General features: G+C 61.0%; 13 protein-coding genes and 1 pseudogene. 9 read left to right on the top strand and 5 right to left on the bottom strand.

Going from position 1 to position 17,992, the window contains the following annotated elements; all coding sequences use genetic code 11:
• Positions 1-128 precede the first annotated feature (128 nt).
• Positions 129-1,184 carry an IS110 family transposase gene (locus tag OC446_RS12185; protein WP_262029292.1) on the bottom strand — a complete coding sequence of 352 codons (1,056 nt, stop codon included), beginning with the start codon at positions 1,182-1,184 and terminating at the stop codon, positions 129-131.
• A 78-nt stretch (positions 1,185-1,262) separates the two neighbouring features.
• Here OC446_RS12185 and OC446_RS12180 point away from each other — a divergent pair.
• Positions 1,263-1,793: pseudogene (locus OC446_RS12180) on the top strand (IS630 family transposase); the annotation flags it as partial.
• A 148-nt stretch (positions 1,794-1,941) separates the two neighbouring features.
• Here OC446_RS12180 and OC446_RS12175 read toward each other — a convergent pair.
• Both OC446_RS12175 and OC446_RS12170 read right to left on the bottom strand, forming a co-directional pair.
• Positions 1,942-3,195 carry a hypothetical protein gene (locus tag OC446_RS12175; RefSeq protein ID WP_262029291.1) on the bottom strand — a complete coding sequence of 418 codons (1,254 nt, stop codon included), beginning with the start codon at positions 3,193-3,195 and terminating at the stop codon, positions 1,942-1,944.
• Between the two features lie 119 nt (positions 3,196-3,314).
• Positions 3,315-6,554 carry a glycosyltransferase gene (locus OC446_RS12170; protein WP_262029290.1) on the bottom strand — a complete coding sequence of 1,080 codons (3,240 nt, stop codon included), beginning with the start codon at positions 6,552-6,554 and terminating at the stop codon, positions 3,315-3,317.
• Positions 6,555-6,923: 369 nt separating this feature from the next.
• On the opposite strand from OC446_RS12170, the gene wecB reads away from it, so the two are divergent.
• Positions 6,924-8,033, top strand: a complete 1,110-nt coding sequence (wecB, locus tag OC446_RS12165; RefSeq protein ID WP_262029289.1) for a non-hydrolyzing UDP-N-acetylglucosamine 2-epimerase — start codon at positions 6,924-6,926, stop codon at positions 8,031-8,033.
• A 355-nt stretch (positions 8,034-8,388) separates the two neighbouring features.
• A complete protein-coding gene (locus OC446_RS12160; RefSeq protein ID WP_262029288.1) occupies positions 8,389-9,282 on the top strand; it encodes a glycosyltransferase family 2 protein in 894 nt (297 codons plus the stop codon).
• Between the two features lie 175 nt (positions 9,283-9,457).
• Here OC446_RS12160 and OC446_RS12155 read toward each other — a convergent pair whose 3' ends face one another.
• Positions 9,458-10,456 (bottom strand): Gfo/Idh/MocA family protein, encoded by a 999-nt coding sequence (locus OC446_RS12155; protein WP_262029287.1) that lies wholly within the window; start codon positions 10,454-10,456, stop codon positions 9,458-9,460.
• 46 nt (positions 10,457-10,502) lie between these two features.
• Complete coding sequence (locus tag OC446_RS12150) at positions 10,503-11,573, bottom strand: LacI family DNA-binding transcriptional regulator (RefSeq protein ID WP_262029286.1); 1,071 nt, start codon at positions 11,571-11,573, stop codon at positions 10,503-10,505.
• A 158-nt stretch (positions 11,574-11,731) separates the two neighbouring features.
• Between OC446_RS12150 and OC446_RS12145 the strand changes: the two genes are divergently transcribed.
• The 6 genes from OC446_RS12145 to OC446_RS12120 all read left to right on the top strand — a co-directional run bounded on the left by OC446_RS12145 (position 11,732) and on the right by OC446_RS12120 (position 17,971).
• Positions 11,732-12,973: an ABC transporter substrate-binding protein gene (locus OC446_RS12145; RefSeq protein WP_262029285.1), complete on the top strand. Its 1,242-nt coding sequence runs from the start codon at positions 11,732-11,734 to the stop codon at positions 12,971-12,973.
• 80 nt (positions 12,974-13,053) lie between these two features.
• A complete protein-coding gene (locus OC446_RS12140) occupies positions 13,054-13,989 on the top strand; it encodes a carbohydrate ABC transporter permease (RefSeq protein ID WP_262029284.1) in 936 nt (311 codons plus the stop codon).
• Positions 13,986-14,870, top strand: coding sequence for a carbohydrate ABC transporter permease (locus OC446_RS12135; protein WP_262029283.1), 885 nt, complete (start codon positions 13,986-13,988; stop codon positions 14,868-14,870). Before OC446_RS12140 ends, OC446_RS12135 begins: the two co-directional genes overlap by 4 nt.
• A gap of 3 nt (positions 14,871-14,873) precedes the next feature.
• On the top strand, positions 14,874-15,953 hold the full coding sequence (locus OC446_RS12130; RefSeq protein WP_262029282.1) for an ABC transporter ATP-binding protein: 1,080 nt from the start codon (positions 14,874-14,876) through the stop codon (positions 15,951-15,953).
• Between the two features lie 70 nt (positions 15,954-16,023).
• Positions 16,024-16,791: a sugar phosphate isomerase/epimerase family protein gene (locus tag OC446_RS12125; RefSeq protein ID WP_262029281.1), complete on the top strand. Its 768-nt coding sequence runs from the start codon at positions 16,024-16,026 to the stop codon at positions 16,789-16,791.
• A 4-nt stretch (positions 16,792-16,795) separates the two neighbouring features.
• Positions 16,796-17,971: a Gfo/Idh/MocA family protein gene (locus tag OC446_RS12120; RefSeq protein ID WP_262029280.1), complete on the top strand. Its 1,176-nt coding sequence runs from the start codon at positions 16,796-16,798 to the stop codon at positions 17,969-17,971.
• Positions 17,972-17,992: the final 21 nt, after the last annotated feature.

Below are 17,992 nucleotides of genomic sequence, written 5' to 3'. Positions count from 1 at the left end.
AGACCTCACCGGGCCATTTTTAAAATCAAGCTTGCGGTGCGCCGGGCAACCGTTCATCCATCCTGCCACATCCTTCTCGCGAACCTCGGGGGGAACTCTATCTCCGGATCATTCGACGCTGGAGCACCTCACGGTATCCGGGCGGCATACTGCGGATCGTAGCCGCGCTCGCGGTATAGGACGCTCCAGGCCATCCGGGCGAGCTTGTTGGCCAAAGCCGCGGCGAGCACATTTCGGTGCAGTCGCGGCGAGGCTGTTGAAAGCCAGCGGCCGAAGCGGTGTCCCTGCCAATGGTGTGGTCGCTGCAGGAGAACTTGTGCCCCACTCACGAACAGCGTGCGCAAGTAGCGGTTGCCACGCTTGGACAGGCCGCCCAGGATTGTTCGGTCGCCCGTCGAGATCTGCTTGGGGACCAAGCCCAGCCAGGCGGTAAAGTCGCGACCTTTGGTGAACGCGGCTCCCGTTCCAATCGCCGCCACCATGGCGCTGGCGGTGATCACCCCAACCCCTGGGATCCCCATCAGACGCTGACAGCCCGTATCCTGACGGGCCAGGGCTGTGATGTCCCGGGTCAGCATCTCAATGCGCTCGTCAAGCCGCCGCCAATCTTCTGCCACATCCTCAAAGAGATGGATCATGCGTGGCGAGAGCACGTCCGTGCGCTGGGCCAGGATGGCCGGAAGCGCCTCGCGCAAGCCGCCCGGCCCCTTTCGGACCGGAATGCCGCACTCGAGCAGGAAGGCGCGGATCTGGTTGATCACCGCCGTGCGCTGCCCGACCAAGCGGCTCCGCACCCGGTGCAGAGCCTGCAGATCGAGTTGTTCGGCCGACTTCAGCGGCACAGGCCGCATGGTCGGACGCTGCACCGCCTCGGCGATGGCCTCGGCATCGCGGTAGTCGTTTTTGTGGCCCTTGAGGAATGGCTTCACATACAGGGCCGGGATGAGGTGCACGTCATGACCGAGGGCCGCAAGTTGGCGCCCGACGTGATGGGCCCCGGCACAGGCTTCCATTCCGATCAGACAGGCCGGCAAATTGGCCAGGCAGGACGGCAACTGCCCGCGTGCAACCTTCCGGCGCAACAGGATCCTACCGCGGGCATCCATGCCGATGAGGTGGAAGGTGTTCTTGCCCAGGTCGATGTCGATGGTCGCAATAATCTCAGCTGTGGTCTGCTGTGTCATGACATGGCTCCGTGGCTGCGGGACAATCCCGTCCTCCCATGCTCCACCGGGGAGCACGGCCGGTCCATGCCATTAGACTTCCCCACGCGTCTGGAGGAAATCGCGAAGGACAGAGCCGATGGCCGCCCTGTAGAGATCTGGTTTGCTGATGAGGCGCGGATCGGCCAGAAAAACAAAATCACCCGCCGCTGGGCCAAGCGCGGTACGCGTCCCTCCGTCCCGCGCGATCTGCGGACCGCGTCGGCCTACATCTTCGGGGCGATCTGCCCGGCACAAGGCAAAGGCGCGTGTCTGGTACTGCCGCGCTGCACGACCGAGGCGATGTCCCTGCATCTGGCCGAGATCTCGCAGGCTGTAGCTCCAGGAGCGCATGCGTTGCTGCTGCTCGATCGCGCGGTCTGGCACGTTTCACGCAAACTTAAGGTGCCGGCCAACATCACCCCGATGCAGCTGCCGGCGAAAGCGCCCGAGCTGAATCCGGTGATCTCCAACCGGATCTTCACGTCCTACACAGACATCCTCGACCATTGCTGCGCGGCTTGGAACAAGCTCGTTGATCAACCTTGGACCATCATGTCTATCGGCTTGCGCGACTGGGCCAATGAATGAGCATCAGCGTCGATTGGTATGAGTGTAGACTTGGAACGTAGCTTCGGATCGATCCTTTCGAGAACGGGCCGGCTGTGCTCCTGCCGGACAATGCGGCGCTCCTCAGCTTAAAGCCCACGCATCATGCTCCACAGATGGATGAAGATCATCACGGCTGGAGCCGCATCTGACGGGAAATCTCCTCAGCTCCTAAATGAGATACATCTCGGAGTTGATTGAAGAGCACGAAATTTTTCTGTGCCATCTCGTGCCGGTCATTTATCGACGGAGCTCGCCCTGCGCGGAACTCTTCAAACGTCACATACCTCATTCCCATTTGGACGAAGTCGCCGACGTCTGGACTGTCAAGAATTGGGATCACACCTGATCCAATATACTCGATAAGCTTGGTCGGACATGAAACACGATTTACGACACTTGCTTCGCGAAGCATTAGACCAAAATCCGAAGTATGGAGAGTATCCAGCACTTCTTTGTTTGTTGCGGACCTTACGTCCAGTCTCCCCGCCCCAAGGCTTACCTCTCGATCCCTTAATCCGGCCTCGATAACCTTCACGTCCGGTGTTAAGATGGAATACCTGTAAAGATGATGGGTCTCCTGGATGAGGTCGAGCATCTTCGGAATCTGCTGCCAGACCTGAGTTCCCCCGGCATAGACGACACGGGGTTCCGCATTGTAACGGGTCGCTAAGGGACCACTTGACTTATGATGGGTGAAAATCGGACAGACGATGAACTCTGCCGAAATGGGAGCGTATTTAGCTTTCAGGTGATCTGCCATGGTGCGCGTGACACAGATGATATGGTCAGCTCTCTTCACGACCTCACGCTCGAGCTCACCGAAGCGTGTTGCCCGCTTCGGGTAACCACGCATTGCATATTCCTCCGGGACACAGCCATGCACATCTAATGTTGCGGGCCCGGAGTAGCGGAGAAAAGCCTTTCGAATGGAGTGGCTCTCTGCGCCGAAAATACTGTGCAAGTAGACACCACTGCTGCTTTCAAGAACAGTGGCAAGACAGCTGTCACCTAAAGGATCGTTATCGGCGAGCTCAAGCACCCACACCTTTTCAGCAAGTTGTCGAAAGACAGGTGCGCCTCTGCACTCCTCGCGCATGCGGATGTAGACACGCGTGGCCAAGTCGAGCATTTGATCGACGGCCTTAACCCGCTGCGCATAGCCATCACGCTCATCCCCTGTAACAGGGTCTACAGGCGCTAGCACCGAGAGCACTGTGGACGCGCGGCTCACAGGCGCCAAGACCTCGCGAATGGAAGCGAGAGCATCATAACCCGCGTCGCTCAAGGACTTTCGATCCTGACTACTAGCCAACAGCATTTGAACGCGATCACGAATGAAGTCGAGCCCCTGTGCAGATGAGCGCCTGAATTTTGATAACATGGCAGGTTTTGCTTTACTTGTATGAGCTTTGACGCGTCGGACCCCTTACTCTACGGCGCCACCCTAGTCCCGTTCGTGACCCTCCGCCTCCTTTGACCCGCAGCAAGACGCTTCGTCGTCTAGGAACGCACCCGATAGGTGTGCGGAACCCATGCCCCCCATTTCTCTTCATAGATGCGCTTGTTAGAATCAAAGAGAGCCTTGCGATGCGCTGAGTTCATTTCGTTGAAGGATGCAGAGTGATAATGATGGACGAAGACATCCTCAGCACAAGCGACATGCATCCCGATTAACTGGATCCGTCGGCAGTAATCGTCATCTTCAAACATTCCGATACCGAAACTTTCGTCCAGATCCCCCACCTGCTCGTAAGCCTTGCGGGTCATCGCGACGCAGAAGAATGCGGCGGTTCGCAATGGAAACATCTTGCCTAGGTGGCTTGATGTGTACGCTAGCGCGACATGCTGCATTTCTTCCATCGGACCATACGATATGTCGATACGGGCCTCGTTCCCAATGTTGTTCGTTACGGGGCCGATGATGCCAAGGTCAGGATCACGCCGCAGATGTGTAACAAGCGTACCGACCCAGCCAGGCGTAACATAGGTATCGTTATTCAGAAGGACCAAGTATGCGCCGGTTGCACGTTTTAAACCCTGATTATTCGCGGCCGCGAAGCCTAAATTCTTTTCGTTCTGAATGACGATGCGGTGCTTCCCACGCTTTGCCCAAGACTGAAGATAGTGCGGCGTTTCATCAGTGGATGCATTATCGACAACAATTATCTCGACGTTCTTATAATGAGTGTTCTGTTCGAGACTTGTGAGGCAAGCATGTGTCAGCTCAAGCTTATTATAGGTCACAACAATGATACTTATCCGCGGCTGGGGTGTCGCAGCAAGTGACCTGATCATACTTGCAATTCGATGATCCCATGTCTGCTCTGATGCGAACTTCCGTCGAGCCGCAACAGCCTGATCGCCCCCCGGATTTTGAAGAAGGTTCTCAACGTGGGCAATGAATTGGTCATAGCCCCGCGCGGTCGCTACAAGACCACCAAACTGTGCAATTTCAGGCAAGTCGACACACACAACGGGCTTTCCTGCACTGAGGTACTCGTAAACCTTTACGGGATTTGTCGCGAGCGTCAGTGGAATAACCTTGAAGGGCATCAGACACACGTCAAACGCATAGAGATAGTATGGCAGTTCGGCGTACTTTACCTCTCCCGTGAACTTTACGTTCGGGTAGGCTTTAAGGCGCTCTTCAACGCCCGCGGAGTCAGCGCCAATAAGGAGGATCAGCTCACTTGGGAATCGTTGCGCAATCTGCTCGACCAAATCCACATCGAACCACCCTGCGATCGCACCATAATATCCGATAATGCGTCGGCCAGCCGGATCAGTGAACACATTGTCAGGACGTCGTGCGAAATGCTCGTACTCAGCGGCGTTCCTGACAACGGAAACGGATGAGTTCTTGGCTCGGGCGACCTCTTCCAGGAACGTCGATGTGACGATGACGTGATCAGCCGTCTTGAGAGCACGCTTCTCGAGCGCCAATATATCAGGCGCATTGTCACCAAAACCTTCGTGGTGATCCATCAGATCATACACAAGTTGACGATTAGGAACTTTGTCGGCAAACGGAAGCCAGAACGGATGCTGGACGAGAGAAAGGATAGAACGCGGCGCAGCTTGCCGAAGAAATGCACCAAGACTTGCGAGAATAGCAGCTTCGGTCTCCGCACTTGCCGCTCCAAAATAGATGGAGGGGGCGCCGGCGACATGAAGATAAACAACATTCAGCAGGCCATCATCAGAGATAGGTTCGATGCGGAAACCTGGCTGAGCATCGTTCACAAAGTTATTCGAGAAATAGAACACACGGTGCCCGTGATTGGCAAATCCGCGCGCAATGTGTTGTGGCCGCTGAATTCTGAAGTGCCAATCGATGATGCCCCAGACAAACACATCGGCCGGCTCAGGAGCCCGGGTGAGTGGTGGCAACATTGGGGTGCCTTCGCCGAGCCGTTGCGACAGTAGGGGCGACGTTGCCGCTGCCGTAACTGATGCAGGCAAACCTCGGGATCGCTGCTTCGCCTTCACCTCTGGCTGTGGCGGCAAGGGTCCGAGCACTCGCTCGCGCAGCTTCGTTTTGATCGGACTCGGCAGAGGGAGCCCCCGATAGATACGGCGAGCAACCTTCCAGGAGCCTCCCTTTGCCGCACGCATTGCCCTACGAGCAGCGATCGTGAAGGAACGAAGGGGAGCCGTGACGCGCCATGAGTGGCTGACCTGAACAGTGCGCAGTTGTGTGTCTAATTGCTTGAGCCGTGTCGCGGCCTTTCGAAGCTCAGCCTCGGACTTTGCAAGCAGCTTGTCCTTCTTCTGAACTGCTTCATTCAAAAACGTAATTTTGTTACTAAAATTTGTTGTGAGCTCAGAGTTCACGCTCTGGAGGCGCAACACGAGAGCATCCAGTTGTTCAAGCTTGTGCCTATCCGCGTCGGCGCGCTCATTGCTCGCCTTGAGCTCATCCTGGGCGCGCTCATAGCTCGCCTTGAGTTCATCCTGGGCGCGCTCATAGCTCGCCTTGAGTTCATCCTGGGCAGCTTTAGATGCGGCGACGGCAGTCGCAAGCTGCTCCTCTAAGGCTGTTCGCTCCGCCTGCTCGGCATGTTCCAAGGGGAGGTCCTCTAAAGAGAGGCTGACTCGATCGATCAGTTGCGGCTTCGCGTAAACAAGCAGGATCTGCTCACCCGGCCAGTAGCTCGGCTTTAGGCCCCCAGTGTCAATGACTTGAGAAAAGACGAGGTGAAACTCGCCGGCTACCAGAGCTGGGATGTTTTTTTCGTCAAAACTGTATTCGTGCTCGAAGTGACGATCGTACTCGCGATATGGAATGAGAATAACAAGGGCCTGCTGGGCGTAAGTTGAGATGGATTCGAGTACCCCCCAGGGGTCGGAGAAATGCTCAAGGGTGTTTGACGACAATACAACATCATATCGTTCTTCAATTGACTCCTGAAGAAGATCAACGGCCCGGAAGGATGGTTTCTTAAATCTGCTCTTTGCTTCGGCAATGGCCGCTTCGGAGAAGTCAATGCCCGTTACCTGCGCGTTCAGATGATGCGCCAGAAGGTCAGCCCCCTCCCCTGTGGCACAGCCCCAGTCGCAAATCGTCAGTCGCTCCGTTCGGATTAGTCGCACGAGCCACTTGGGCATATGGTCCAGCGCGAGGTGATAGAAGAAGCGGCTTTGTTCCTGCCCTCCCTTCTCCTGCCAGTCTTGTTCAAAGCGCCGATCCCAATATTCGGCGCTATTGGTCGGAGGCACTTGAACGGCGGGTTGGGACATTGGGACTACCAGATCCTTGGAGTGGACAGACATATTTCTGTGTCTCTATCTGCGGGCAAAGCAAAACGTTACAGATTGTCATCATTCTGCACGGTGGCGCCGTCTAGAGCGATCCGATAGACGCTAGCACACCAGCAATCAAGCGAGCGCGACGTTTTACCTCCAAAACTGGGGTTGTTCGGCAATCTTTGTTGCGTCGGCGCATCAGCGCAAGTTGGCTGGCAGAGCGTTCTCGTCCGATGCAGTTCTCCGCTCCGAGTGCGGATCAAACGTGCTGGTTACGCAGAAGGCTTGGCTAAACATACGGCATGTGCGAATGGGTGCAGGCGCCAACACACAGCCTAAGGCAACAGGACGAGCACTAGAATTATGACCAAGAAAATACTCTGTATAGTTGGGACACGCCCCGAGGCGATCAAGATGGCCCCAGTTATTCGGGCCTTTCAGGCAAGTTCTTGGGCATCAACAACTGTGCTTTCAACGGGTCAACACCGTCAAATACTTCATCAAACCCTTTCAGATTTTGGCGTTTCTGTCGACATAGATCTGCAGCTAATGCAGGAGAACCAATCGCTGGCGGCCCTCACCGGACGTATATTCACCAGTCTCGACCCAGTGATTGGGGAACTTTCGCCAGATCTCGTGTTGGCACAGGGAGACACAACCACCGTGATGGTTGCCTCCATTCTGAGTTTCTACAGGCGCATTCGGTTCGGTCACGTCGAGGCCGGTCTGCGAACATTCAACTTAGAGCATCCATTTCCGGAGGAGTTCAATCGCATCGTAACCGGACGTATAGCCTCGGTGCACTTTGCCCCAACCGAGGCATCACGTGCCAACCTGCTCAGGGAAGGGGTTTCCGACAGTGATATTCACGTGACAGGAAACACCGTAATCGATGCACTCCTCGAGACGGCGGCTCGAAGCGATGCGACGCCTGAGCTTCCAAAGCGCTCCAAGCGCATCGTCCTCGTCACCGCCCACAGGAGAGAGAATTTCGGCTTGCCGATCCGGAGTGTCTGTTCGGCATTGCGCACTCTGCACGATCGGTTCCCGGACGTATCCTTTGTCTACCCTGTGCATCCTAATCCCAACATCAAGGATGTCGTCCATGCCGAGCTGGCTGGTCTTGACCGCATGGTGCTCCTGCCGCCCGTCGGCTACACAGAAATGGTCGCGCTGCTCAAGGCTGCGACTGTTGTGCTGACGGACAGCGGTGGCCTTCAAGAGGAAGCACCCGCTCTCGGAAAGCCCGTGCTGGTATTGAGGGATGTAACTGAGCGTCCCGAGGCTGTCGAAGCGGGCGTCGTCAAAATCGTCGGCACAGATGAGGCAACCATCATCTCAGAAGCGTCACGCCTGCTGACGGATCCGGATTACTACGCCTCCGTAGCCAAAGGTGTCTCACCTTATGGCGACGGTCATGCGAGCAGTCGGATCGTTAGAATCTGCGAGAAACTCCTCCACAACCAAGGGTAAGGGAGCGTCCTTATTCTCTGTAGATGGCGCTCAATGGCAGCGCTTTGCAGATTTAGGTGGGCAGATGATGCTGCCCATCGGTTCCGAACGGACAGTTAAGAGCTGGTCGCCTTGAGACGCATACTCGGCGGGCCGCGCTTCAGTTAACTTGGCTGGCCATGGAAGGGCTGGCGTTCATTCATTAACGACACGTCACGCTGATCCCGTTTGCGTTCCGGCCTTACCCAATGGAGCAAGGACAGTGGCGGGATAGGACGACAACCTCAGATGGTAAGACTGGGGGAGGTCCGTCTCCGTACACTTGCCCGCATACAAACATCCCTCTAATACGGCGGACCTGATCCAGGGGACTTCCATGCGCATATTGGCCGTCGCGGTCACATATAATCCGGAGATTGCGCTGCTGGCTCAAATGCTGGAGTCGGTTGCGCCTCAGGTGCAGGGCCTCGTCGTCATCGACAATGGATCGGTCAACGCTGGGGACATCAGGCGCATCGCCACGCAATCCGGCACCCAAGTCATTGGAATTACATCCAATATCGGCATCGCCGCGGCACAGAACCAAGGCGTTGCCCACGCTCGGGCCAGTGGCTTCACCCATGTCCTGCTGCTTGACCAGGATACGGTCTTAGCCCCTGGAATGGTAAAGGATCTGGCCGAGAGCCTGAACGCCCTCAGCGAAGGGCAAGGCAGGATTGCCGCCATCGGCCCAGCCTATTTCGAACTCAACAGCCGGCGACAGACGAGAGCCTATCGCGCCGACGGGGTTCGCGTGTCCCGGATCTCCCTGGCTGCTGAGACCCGGCCGGTCGCGAGTGACTTCATCATCGCCTCGGGCTCGCTGGTACCTCTGTCGGTCCTGGACGCCGTGGGGGGCTTCAAGGAAGACCTCTTCATCGATCTCGTCGATGTGGAGTGGTGCTTTCGCGCCCGGGCCGCCGGGTACAGGAGCTATCTCTCTCCCACGGCTGCCGTCGAACATCGGCTCGGCAACGGAACCGTACAGGTCGGGCCGCGTGAGGTCGCCGTCCATGTGCCTGTCCGCAACTACTACTGGGTGAGGAACGCCCTCTGGCTGGCCCGCCAATCCTACACGCCTCTCGCCTGGCGCCTCTATTTCGTCAGCCGAAGCCTGGCTTTTCTCGCCACCTATCCGGTTCTGGCCGACAAGCGGGCGCTCAGGCTACAGCTGATCCTGCGTGGCATCCGGGACAGCCTGGCGAGCCGCCTCGGCCCGCTGAACGGTTGAGGCCAAGATCGGCCGGAACGATCGACGACGAAGCCTCGAGGACCTGGGCCGAGCCGTCGATGACGTCAGTGATTCGCCCAAAGCTCCGCTTAACGATCCGGGCGTGGCAGAAGGTCTCGAGGTCCCGGCGGGACGCCAGAGCCGCCCTGCATCGCCCCTCCCCTCCGGCCCGATCTCACACCAGTTCCCAGGCTGAGGAGGTGTCCGATTGCCGGAGGGCGTCGAGGATGCGCATGTTGAGGACGGCATCGTCCAGGCCGTAATCCAAAGACCCTTCGCCTCTGATCGCCCGGCTGAACGCCTCGCCCTGGAGCTGGTATTGATCCACGACCGGGAACTCGATCGCCCGGGCGGAGCGGTTGCCATGGGCGCTGCCGTCGTCGACGAAGATCCGGGTCGGCGTGTCGGGCGGCGCGTTGAAGGGAATCTCGATCTCGATTCGCCCTTTCGTCCCGAGCATCTGGACACGCTGGTAGGGCACGGCCTGGGTCGAGACCGTGAAGGCCAGCTGCCGCCCGACGCCGAAATCCAAGAGCGCGCTGGTGGTCCGGTCGACCTCGAAGGCGGGATCCCGGTCCATCAGGGTGATGACCCGCAGAGGCTCGGCCTCGAAGAAATAGCGCCCCGTCACGACGGCATAGCAGCCGATATCGAGGAGCCCTCCTCCGCCGATATCGGCCTTGTTGCGGATGTTGCCCGGATCGACGTTGAAATAGGAAAAGGCGACCTGGATCGCCCGCGGCTCCCCGATCTCGCCGCTCCGGATGATGTCGCGGGCGCGCTGCCATTGCGGATGGTGGCGGACCATGAAGGCCTCCGCAATCAGCACCTGCGCGGCGGCTTGCCGAAGCTCCTCCGCCTCGCCGGCCGTGACGGCGATCGGCTTCTCGCACAGGACGTGCTTGCCCGCGGCGGCCGCCGCCAGGGTCATGGGCACGTGCAGGTGGTTGGGCAGCGGGTTGTAGATCGCCTCGATCTCGGGATCGGCGAGGAGCGCTTCGTAGGATCCATACGCCCTCGCGATGCCGAGCTCCTCCGCCATGGCCCGGGCGGAGGCCTCGTCCCGGGACGCGACGGCGACAACGTCGCAGAGCGGGCTCTTCATCATGCCCGGAACCACCTTCGTCCGGCCGATTTTCGCGGTGCTCAGGATCCCCCAACGGACCGGCTGCATGGCGTTCTCCTCCTCGTTGATAAACGTGATCGTCGTTTCGGCGCACTCAGAGCGAGGAGCGCCGCAGGGACTTGTAGTCCTTGTGCAGGACCGGCCCGGTCGTGCCGCGCTCCAGCAGGGTCAGCGGCAGCCGGATGTTCCAGTCATTGGGCGTCATGGCGTTCTGGATCAGCTTCATGAGAACGTCGGCCCCGGCGCGCCCCAGCTCGTGCAGAGGCTGACGGAACGTGGTGAGGGTCGGCTCGGTGAAATCGGAGAATTCGATCCCATCGAAGCCGACCACGGACACGTCCTGCGGCACCCGGACGCGCGCCTCCCGGACGCGCTTGATGAAGCCGATGGCGCTCTCGTCGCAGGCGGCGAAAATTCCCGTGGGGCGATCCTTCATCGCCAGGAACGATTCGGCCGCCGCGACGCCCGTCGAGAACACGAAGGGCCCTTCCCAGCGCACGAAATCCTCCGGACCGAACCCGGCCGCCGCGATGCCTTCCCGAAATCCCTTGAACCGCTCGTGTTCGATGATCGAGGTCGGTGTGCCCGAGATGTAGCCGAAGCGGCGATGTCCCAGCCCGGCCAGATAGTCCACGGCCTGGCGGGTCGCCTCGCGATCCTGGACGACCACGTTCGGGATCTTGTCGTCGTCGATGGCGGCGCACATGGCCACGATGGGCAGGCCGGATTCCCGCATGTCGCGGGTGCCGTTCTCCGGAATGTAGCCCGTCAGCAGGAGCACGCCGTCCACCTGCCGCGACAGGGCGAGCTCCACATAGCGGGCCTCGCGCTCGCGACGGTTGTCGAGATTGCCGATGATGATGCCGTAGCCCGATTGCGTCAGCTCGTCGTCCACGCCCCGGAGGATCTCCGCGAAGACCGGGTTGGTGAGGCGCGGCGCCACCACCAGCACATTCATGGTGCGGCGGGTGCGCAGCTTCTGCGCCGTGCTGTTGGGGATATAGCCGCTGCGGCGCACCGCCTCCATCACGAGATCGTGCGTCTTCTGCCGCACCTTCCCGGGCTCCGAGAGAACGCGGCTGACGGTCGCCGTCGATACCCCGGCAAGTCGAGCCACATCGGCGATGCGTATCTCCTTGACGGAGCGCCATCCTTTTCGGCTCATGCAGGTTACCTCCGGGGCCGCGGCAATATATGTTACCTCCTGTCATAGGAAATAACTTACCTCAACTCGTGTCTTGACTAATCTAAAAAGCCACTACAACCTATATCACAAGATGTAATCGATTACAAAAATCGATAAAACGCTTCTGGGAGGAAGCCATGAGCATGAAGACACGCGTTTCCGCGTATACCCTTTCTGTTGCCCTTTTCTGCAGCACCGGAGCGATGGCTCAGCAGATGAAGGCGGAGGTGCTGCATTGGTGGACCTCGGCGGGCGAGTCCGCCTCGGTCAAGGTCTTCGCCGACCAGTTCACCAAGGCCGGCGGCACCTGGGTCGACAATGCCATCGCGGGCGGCGCCAATGCCCGCACGGCGGGCATCAACCGGATGGTGGGCGGCAATCCCCCGACCATGATGCAGTTCAACACCGGCAAGCAATTCGACGAGCTCGTCAGCAACGGCCTGGTGCGCGACGTGGATGCGATCGCCAAAGCCGGCAAATGGCGCGAGATCATGCCCAAGCCGATCGTGGACGCCACCGTGCGCGAGGGCAAGTTCTATGCCGTCCCGGTCAACATCCACGGCCAGAACTGGATGTTCTACAACACCAAGGTCTTCGCCGATGCCGGGCTCGAAGTGCCGAAGACCTTCCCCGAGCTGGTCGCCACCGGCGAGAAGCTGAAGGCCAAGGGCATCATCCCGATCGCGCTCGGCGGCCAGCCTAACTGGGAGCACAACCTCTTCAGGGCAGTGCTCGTCGGTCATGGCGGCGCGGACATGTTCCGCAAGCTCTACGGCGCCCGCGACCCGCAGATCGCCAAGGATCCGAAATTCAAGGAATCGGTCGAGCTCTTCGGCAAGATGCGCGCTCTCGTCGATCCCGGCAGCCCGGGACGCAACTGGAACGACGCCACCGCCCTCGTGATCACCAACAAGGCCGCCATGCACTTCAACGGCGACTGGGCCAAGGGCGAGTTCATCGCGGCCGGCCAGACCGCCGGCAAGGAATACGGCTGCACGGTCGTCGGCCAGGAGCCGAAGCTCCAGATCGGCGGCGACGTGTTCGTCTTCCCGGCCACGAAGGACAAGAGCCAGCTCGCCGTCCAGGACAAGCTGATCGAGGTCATGCTCGATCCCACCACGCAGATCGAGTTCAACAAGAAGAAGGGTTCGATCCCGGTGCGGATGGATGTGGACGTCTCCTCCATGGATGTCTGCGCCCAGAAGTCCCATGCGATCCTGAGCGATCCGGCCAACCAGGTGGAAAGCATGGAGATCCTGAGCACGCCGAACTTCTCCGGCGCCATGCAGGACGCGGTCACCCAGTACTGGAACAACCCGAGCATGTCGGCGGACGCCTTCATGGAGAAGGTCACCAACGCCATGCGGGACGCGACCTGAGCGGTCGCCCGCCTCGCCCCGGCGTCACGGGGCGAGGCACCCATGCCTGAGGTTCGAACTCTCTCCATGGAGCCTGTCCGGTGGAAACCATCTCGATCCGCGCTCCCAGCGTAGCCCCGAGCGGCACGAAGACCCGGCGCAGCATGCGAACGCGCCTGCCGGCCGCCATCGCCCTCCTGCCGACCGCGCTCGTCGTTCTTGTCGTCTATATCGGCTGCATGCTCTGGACCGTGCGGCTCTCGTTCACGAGTTCCACTCTGCTGCCCAAGCTCGACTGGGTCGGTCTCGCGCAATACAACCGGCTCTTCGTCAACGACCGCTTCGTCACCTCGGCGGAGAACATCGTCATCTTCGGCATCCTGTTCATCTCGGGCTGCCTGATCATCGGCTTCCTGCTCGCGGTCTTCATCGACCAGAACGTACGCGGCGAAGGCCTCTTCCGGACGGTCTTCCTCTATCCCTATTCCATGTCCTTCGTGGTCACCGGCGTCGCTTGGCAATGGTTCCTCAATCCGGGACTCGGCCTGCAGAAGCTCGTGCGCGACCTAGGCTTCGAGAGCTTCACCTTCGACTGGCTCGTGAACCAGAAGATGGCGATCTACACCATCGTGATCGCGGGCCTGTGGCACGGATCGGGGCTCACCATGGCGATCATGCTCGCCGGCCTGCGCGGCATCGACAAGGACCTGTGGAAGGCGGCCCGGGTCGACGGTATTCCGACCTGGCGCGTCTACACCTCCGTCGTCATCCCCCTGCTCAGGCCGATGATCGTCACCGCCGTGGTGCTCCTCGCGACCGGCGTGGTGAAGCTCTACGACCTCGTGGTCGCCATGACGCTCGGCGGTCCCGGCATCGCCACCGAAGTGCCGGCGAAGTTCGTCATGGACCACCTCTTCGAGCGCAACAACATCGCCCTCGGCACTGCTGCCGCGACCATGATGCTGATCACTGTCGTGATCGTCCTCGCGCCCTGGGTCTATGCCCGCTACATCCGCGCAGAAGGGAGGCGCGCATGAGCACCCTCGTGCCTCGCGGCCGCCGGCCGCAGAATCTCACCATCGGCCGTGTCGGCGTCTATGCCTTCCTGGCGACGGCGGCCCTGTTCTTCCTGCTGCCGCTCTGGATCATGGTCATGACCTCGCTCAAGCCCATGGACGAGATCCGGCTCGGCAACATCCTCGCCTTGCCCGCCGCCCTGACCGTCGAGGCGTGGAGCAAGGCGTGGTCCTCCGCTTGCACGGGCCTGGAATGCAACGGCATCAGCGTCGGGTTCTGGAACTCGGTGCGGATCCTGATCCCGTCCGTGATCCTCTCGATCGTCGCCGGCGCCATCAACGGCTATGCTCTGTCGTTCTGGCGCGTGAAGGGTGCGAACGTGATGTTCGGCGTCCTGCTGCTCGGCGCCTTCATCCCCTACCAGGTCTTTCTCTACCCGCTGGTGCGCATCTTCTCGATGACAGGCATCTACAACTCGCTGACCTGCATCGTGCTGGTGCACGTGATCTTCGGCCTGCCGACCATGACGCTCCTGTTCCGCAATTATTACGCGGGGCTGCCCATCGAGCTGTTCAAGGCGGCGCGCATCGACGGCGGCGGGTTCTGGTCGATCTTCTTCCGGGTGATCCTGCCCATGTCGACGCCGATCCTGGTGGTCGCCACGATCCTGCAGGTCACCGGCATCTGGAACGACTTCATCTTCGGCCTGACCTTCGCGGGCCGCGAGAACCTGCCGATGACCGTGCAGCTCAACAACATCGTTCACTCCACGCAAGGCGAGCGCGCCTACAACGTGGACATGGCCGCGACCATGCTCGCGGCGCTCGTCCCGCTCGTCGTCTATTTCGTCTCCGGACGCTGGTTCGTCCGCGGCATCGCCGCCGGCGCTGTGAAGGGATAAGGCATGTCGTCCGTTTCCGTTCGCGACGTGACCGTCGCATTCGAAGCCGTCCAGGTGTTCGACGGCCTCTCGCTCGATATCAGCGAGGGCGAGTTCATCGTCCTTCTCGGCCCCTCGGGCTGCGGCAAGTCCACTCTGCTCAATGCCATTGCGGGGCTGCTCGACGTGGCCGAGGGTCAGATCTGGATCAACGGCAAGAACGTCACCTGGGAGGAGCCCAAGGATCGCGGCATCGCCATGGTGTTCCAGTCCTATGCCCTCTATCCGCGCATGAGCGTGCGTGAGAACATGTCCTTCGGCCTGAAGATGGCCAAGACGCCGCGCCCCGAGATCGAGAAGCGCGTCGCCAAGGCGGCCGAGCTCCTGCAGATCACTCCCCTCCTCGACCGGCGCCCGGACCAGCTCTCCGGCGGTCAGCGCCAGCGCGTCGCCATCGGCCGCGCCCTAGTGCGCGATGCCGCCGTGTTCCTGTTCGACGAGCCGCTCTCCAACCTCGACGCCAAGCTGAGGAACGAGCTGCGAGTCGAGATCAAGCGGCTGCATGCCCGGCTGGGCAAGACCACCATGGTCTATGTCACGCACGATCAGATCGAGGCCATGACCCTCGCCGACCGGATCGTGGTCATGAAGGAGCAGAAGATCCAGCAGATCGGCACGCCCGACGAGATCTATCACCGCCCGGCCAACCTGTTCGTGGCGGGCTTCGTCGGCTCGCCGCAGATGAACTTCGTCAAGGGCCGCATCGAGAACACCGGTGAGGGCCTGAGCTTCCTCGCCGGAGACCGCCGCCTCTCGCTCTCCGCCTATCCGTTCGCCACCGCGCCGCAGGCCGGCCAGGAGGTCGTGCTCGGCGTGCGGCCCGAACATCTGGAGATCGCAAGCAACGGCGCGTGGCCGGGCTTCAAGGTCGACATCGTCGAGCCCATGGGCGCCGACACGATTGTCTGGTGCAGCGATCCCGTCGGCTCGGTGCAGGTGCGCACCACCGGCAGCCGCAAGGCGATCCCGGGCGAGAGCCTGACGCTCCATGTCGACCCTACGCAGGTCTCCCTCTTCTCGGCCGAGACCGGCGAGCGCCTCTGACAACGCGAATACCGCGACAGCTCTCGACGCGAGGCTCGTCGCTCCCGTTTCCACGAACCCTGAGGACCCCATGAGCGTCACGGATATTCTCTCCATTCAACTCTACACCCTGCGATCGCTGGAGGATCTCGACCTGATCCTCGATACGGTGGCGGATGCGGGCTATCGCCATGTGGAAACGGTCGGCTCGCATCTCGACAAGGCGGCGGACGTCCGCGCGAAGCTCGACGCGCGCGGCCTCAAGGCCTCGTCCAGCCATGTGAGCATGGCGGCCCTGCGCGAGCGGCCCGATGCCATCGTGGATGCGTGCAGGACGCTCGGCCTCACGCATCTCTACATGCCGGCCGTCCCGCCGGAAGAACGCGACATGGACGCCGACGGCTGGCGGTCCCTCGGCCGCGAGCTCGGGCAGATGGCCGAGCAGTTCAAGAACAAGGGTATCCGCCTCGGCTATCACAACCACCATTGGGAGCTGAAGCCGAAGGACGGGGCGAAGACCGCCCTCGAACTGATCTTCGAGGCGGCCGGCGAGAGCCCCCTCGAATGGCAGGTCGACGTCGCCTGGCTCGTGCGCGGCAACGCCAATCCCAGGGAATGGATCGACCGCTACCGCAGCCGGATCACCGCTGCCCACGTGAAGGACATCGCCCCCGCCGGCCGGAACGAGGACCAGGACGGCTGGGCCGATGTGGGTTCCGGCACCCTGAACTGGCGCGAGCTGTGGCGCGTGTGCCGTGACGCCGGCGCCGAATGGATGGTCGTCGAGCACGACAAGCCGGCCGACCCGGCCCAGACGGCCCGCAACAGCTTCGCCTTCCTGCGCAATATCGAGGACTAGGATCATGAATTCCCTCAATGTCGGCATCATCGGATGCGGCAACATCTCAGGCATCTATCTCCGGAACATCCCGGCCTATCGCGGCCTCACCCTGCGCGCCTGCGCGGACATGAAGCCCGAGGTCGCGCAGGCCCAGGCGAGCCGGCACGGCATCGAGGCCCTTTCGGTCGATGAGCTTCTCGCCCGCGAGGACATCGACCTCGTGGTCAACCTCACGGTCCCGGCGGCTCATTTCGGCGTCTCGCTCGCGGCTCTCTCCGCCGGAAAGCACGTGTTCTCGGAAAAGCCGCTCGCGGTCGATTTCGAGCAGGGCCGCAAACTCGTGGATGAGGCCGAGGCGCGTGGCCTCCTGCTCGGCTGCGCCCCGGATACCTTCCTCGGCGCGGGCGGACGGCTTGCCCGCAATCTCGTCGACGAGGGCAAGATCGGGCGCATCCTGTCCGGCACGGCTTTCCTGATGTCGCACGGCATGGAGCACTGGCATCCCGATCCGGAATTCTTCTTCAAGCCCGGCGGCGGCCCGATCCTCGACATGGCGCCCTATTACCTGAGCGCCCTCGTGAATCTCATCGGCCCTGTGCAGCGCGTCGTCGCCATGTCGAGCATCGGCTACCCCGAGCGTATCGTGACCTCCGAGTCGCCGCGCAAGGGCCAGCGCATCGCCGTCGAGACGCCGACCCACGTGATGTCGCTGCTCGAATTCGCCTCGGGTGCGCAGGTCACCTTCTGCATGAGCTGGGACGTGTGGAAGCACGGCCATCCGGCCATCGAGATCTACGGCGCGGAAGGCTCCCTGCGGGTGCCGGACCCCAACTTCTTCGGCGGGCAGGTGGAGATCACCGAGCGCGGCGGCGACTGGCGCGCGGTGGATTCCAGCGAGATGCCGCTGGGCTCTCCCAACTGGCGCTCGCCGAACTGGGCCCCCGACATTCCGAACAAGGCGAACTATCGCGCGCTCGGCCTCGCGGACCTCGCCAGCGCCGTGCTGAACGGCACGCCGCACCGCTCGAGCGGCCGCCTCGGCTTGCACGTTCTCGAGGTCATGCACAGCATCCTCGAAGGAGCCGCCACCGGACAGCCGCGCGCGATCACCACGTCACTCGAACGGCCGGCCGTACTGGAGGATTCCGACGCGGCGCTTCTCTGGAAGGGCCTGCCGGAGACGGCGTCTGCCGCCTGACATCGAGCGAAGCAAGAGAAA

This window comes from Microvirga sp. Mcv34 (assembly GCF_024519725.1).
Lineage (GTDB): Bacteria > Pseudomonadota > Alphaproteobacteria > Rhizobiales > Beijerinckiaceae > Microvirga.
Note: the sequence above shows the minus strand (reverse complement) of the source record. Positions and strands in the feature narration are given on the sequence as shown.

Excerpts from the sequence above, each read along its gene's own strand:
- OC446_RS12185 (WP_262029292.1), bottom strand. The coding sequence starts at position 1,184 with ATGACACAGCAGACCACAGCTGAGATTATTGCGACCATCGACATCGAC.
- OC446_RS12175 (WP_262029291.1), bottom strand. The coding sequence starts at position 3,195 with ATGTTATCAAAATTCAGGCGCTCATCTGCACAGGGGCTCGACTTCATT.
- OC446_RS12170 (WP_262029290.1), bottom strand. The coding sequence starts at position 6,554 with ATGTCCCAACCCGCCGTTCAAGTGCCTCCGACCAATAGCGCCGAATAT.
- wecB (WP_262029289.1), top strand. The coding sequence starts at position 6,924 with ATGACCAAGAAAATACTCTGTATAGTTGGGACACGCCCCGAGGCGATC.
- OC446_RS12160 (WP_262029288.1), top strand. The coding sequence starts at position 8,389 with ATGCGCATATTGGCCGTCGCGGTCACATATAATCCGGAGATTGCGCTG.
- OC446_RS12155 (WP_262029287.1), bottom strand. The coding sequence starts at position 10,456 with ATGCAGCCGGTCCGTTGGGGGATCCTGAGCACCGCGAAAATCGGCCGG.
- OC446_RS12150 (WP_262029286.1), bottom strand. The coding sequence starts at position 11,573 with ATGAGCCGAAAAGGATGGCGCTCCGTCAAGGAGATACGCATCGCCGAT.
- OC446_RS12145 (WP_262029285.1), top strand. The coding sequence starts at position 11,732 with ATGAGCATGAAGACACGCGTTTCCGCGTATACCCTTTCTGTTGCCCTT.
- OC446_RS12135 (WP_262029283.1), top strand. The coding sequence starts at position 13,986 with ATGAGCACCCTCGTGCCTCGCGGCCGCCGGCCGCAGAATCTCACCATC.
- OC446_RS12130 (WP_262029282.1), top strand. The coding sequence starts at position 14,874 with ATGTCGTCCGTTTCCGTTCGCGACGTGACCGTCGCATTCGAAGCCGTC.
- OC446_RS12125 (WP_262029281.1), top strand. The coding sequence starts at position 16,024 with ATGAGCGTCACGGATATTCTCTCCATTCAACTCTACACCCTGCGATCG.
- OC446_RS12120 (WP_262029280.1), top strand. The coding sequence starts at position 16,796 with ATGAATTCCCTCAATGTCGGCATCATCGGATGCGGCAACATCTCAGGC.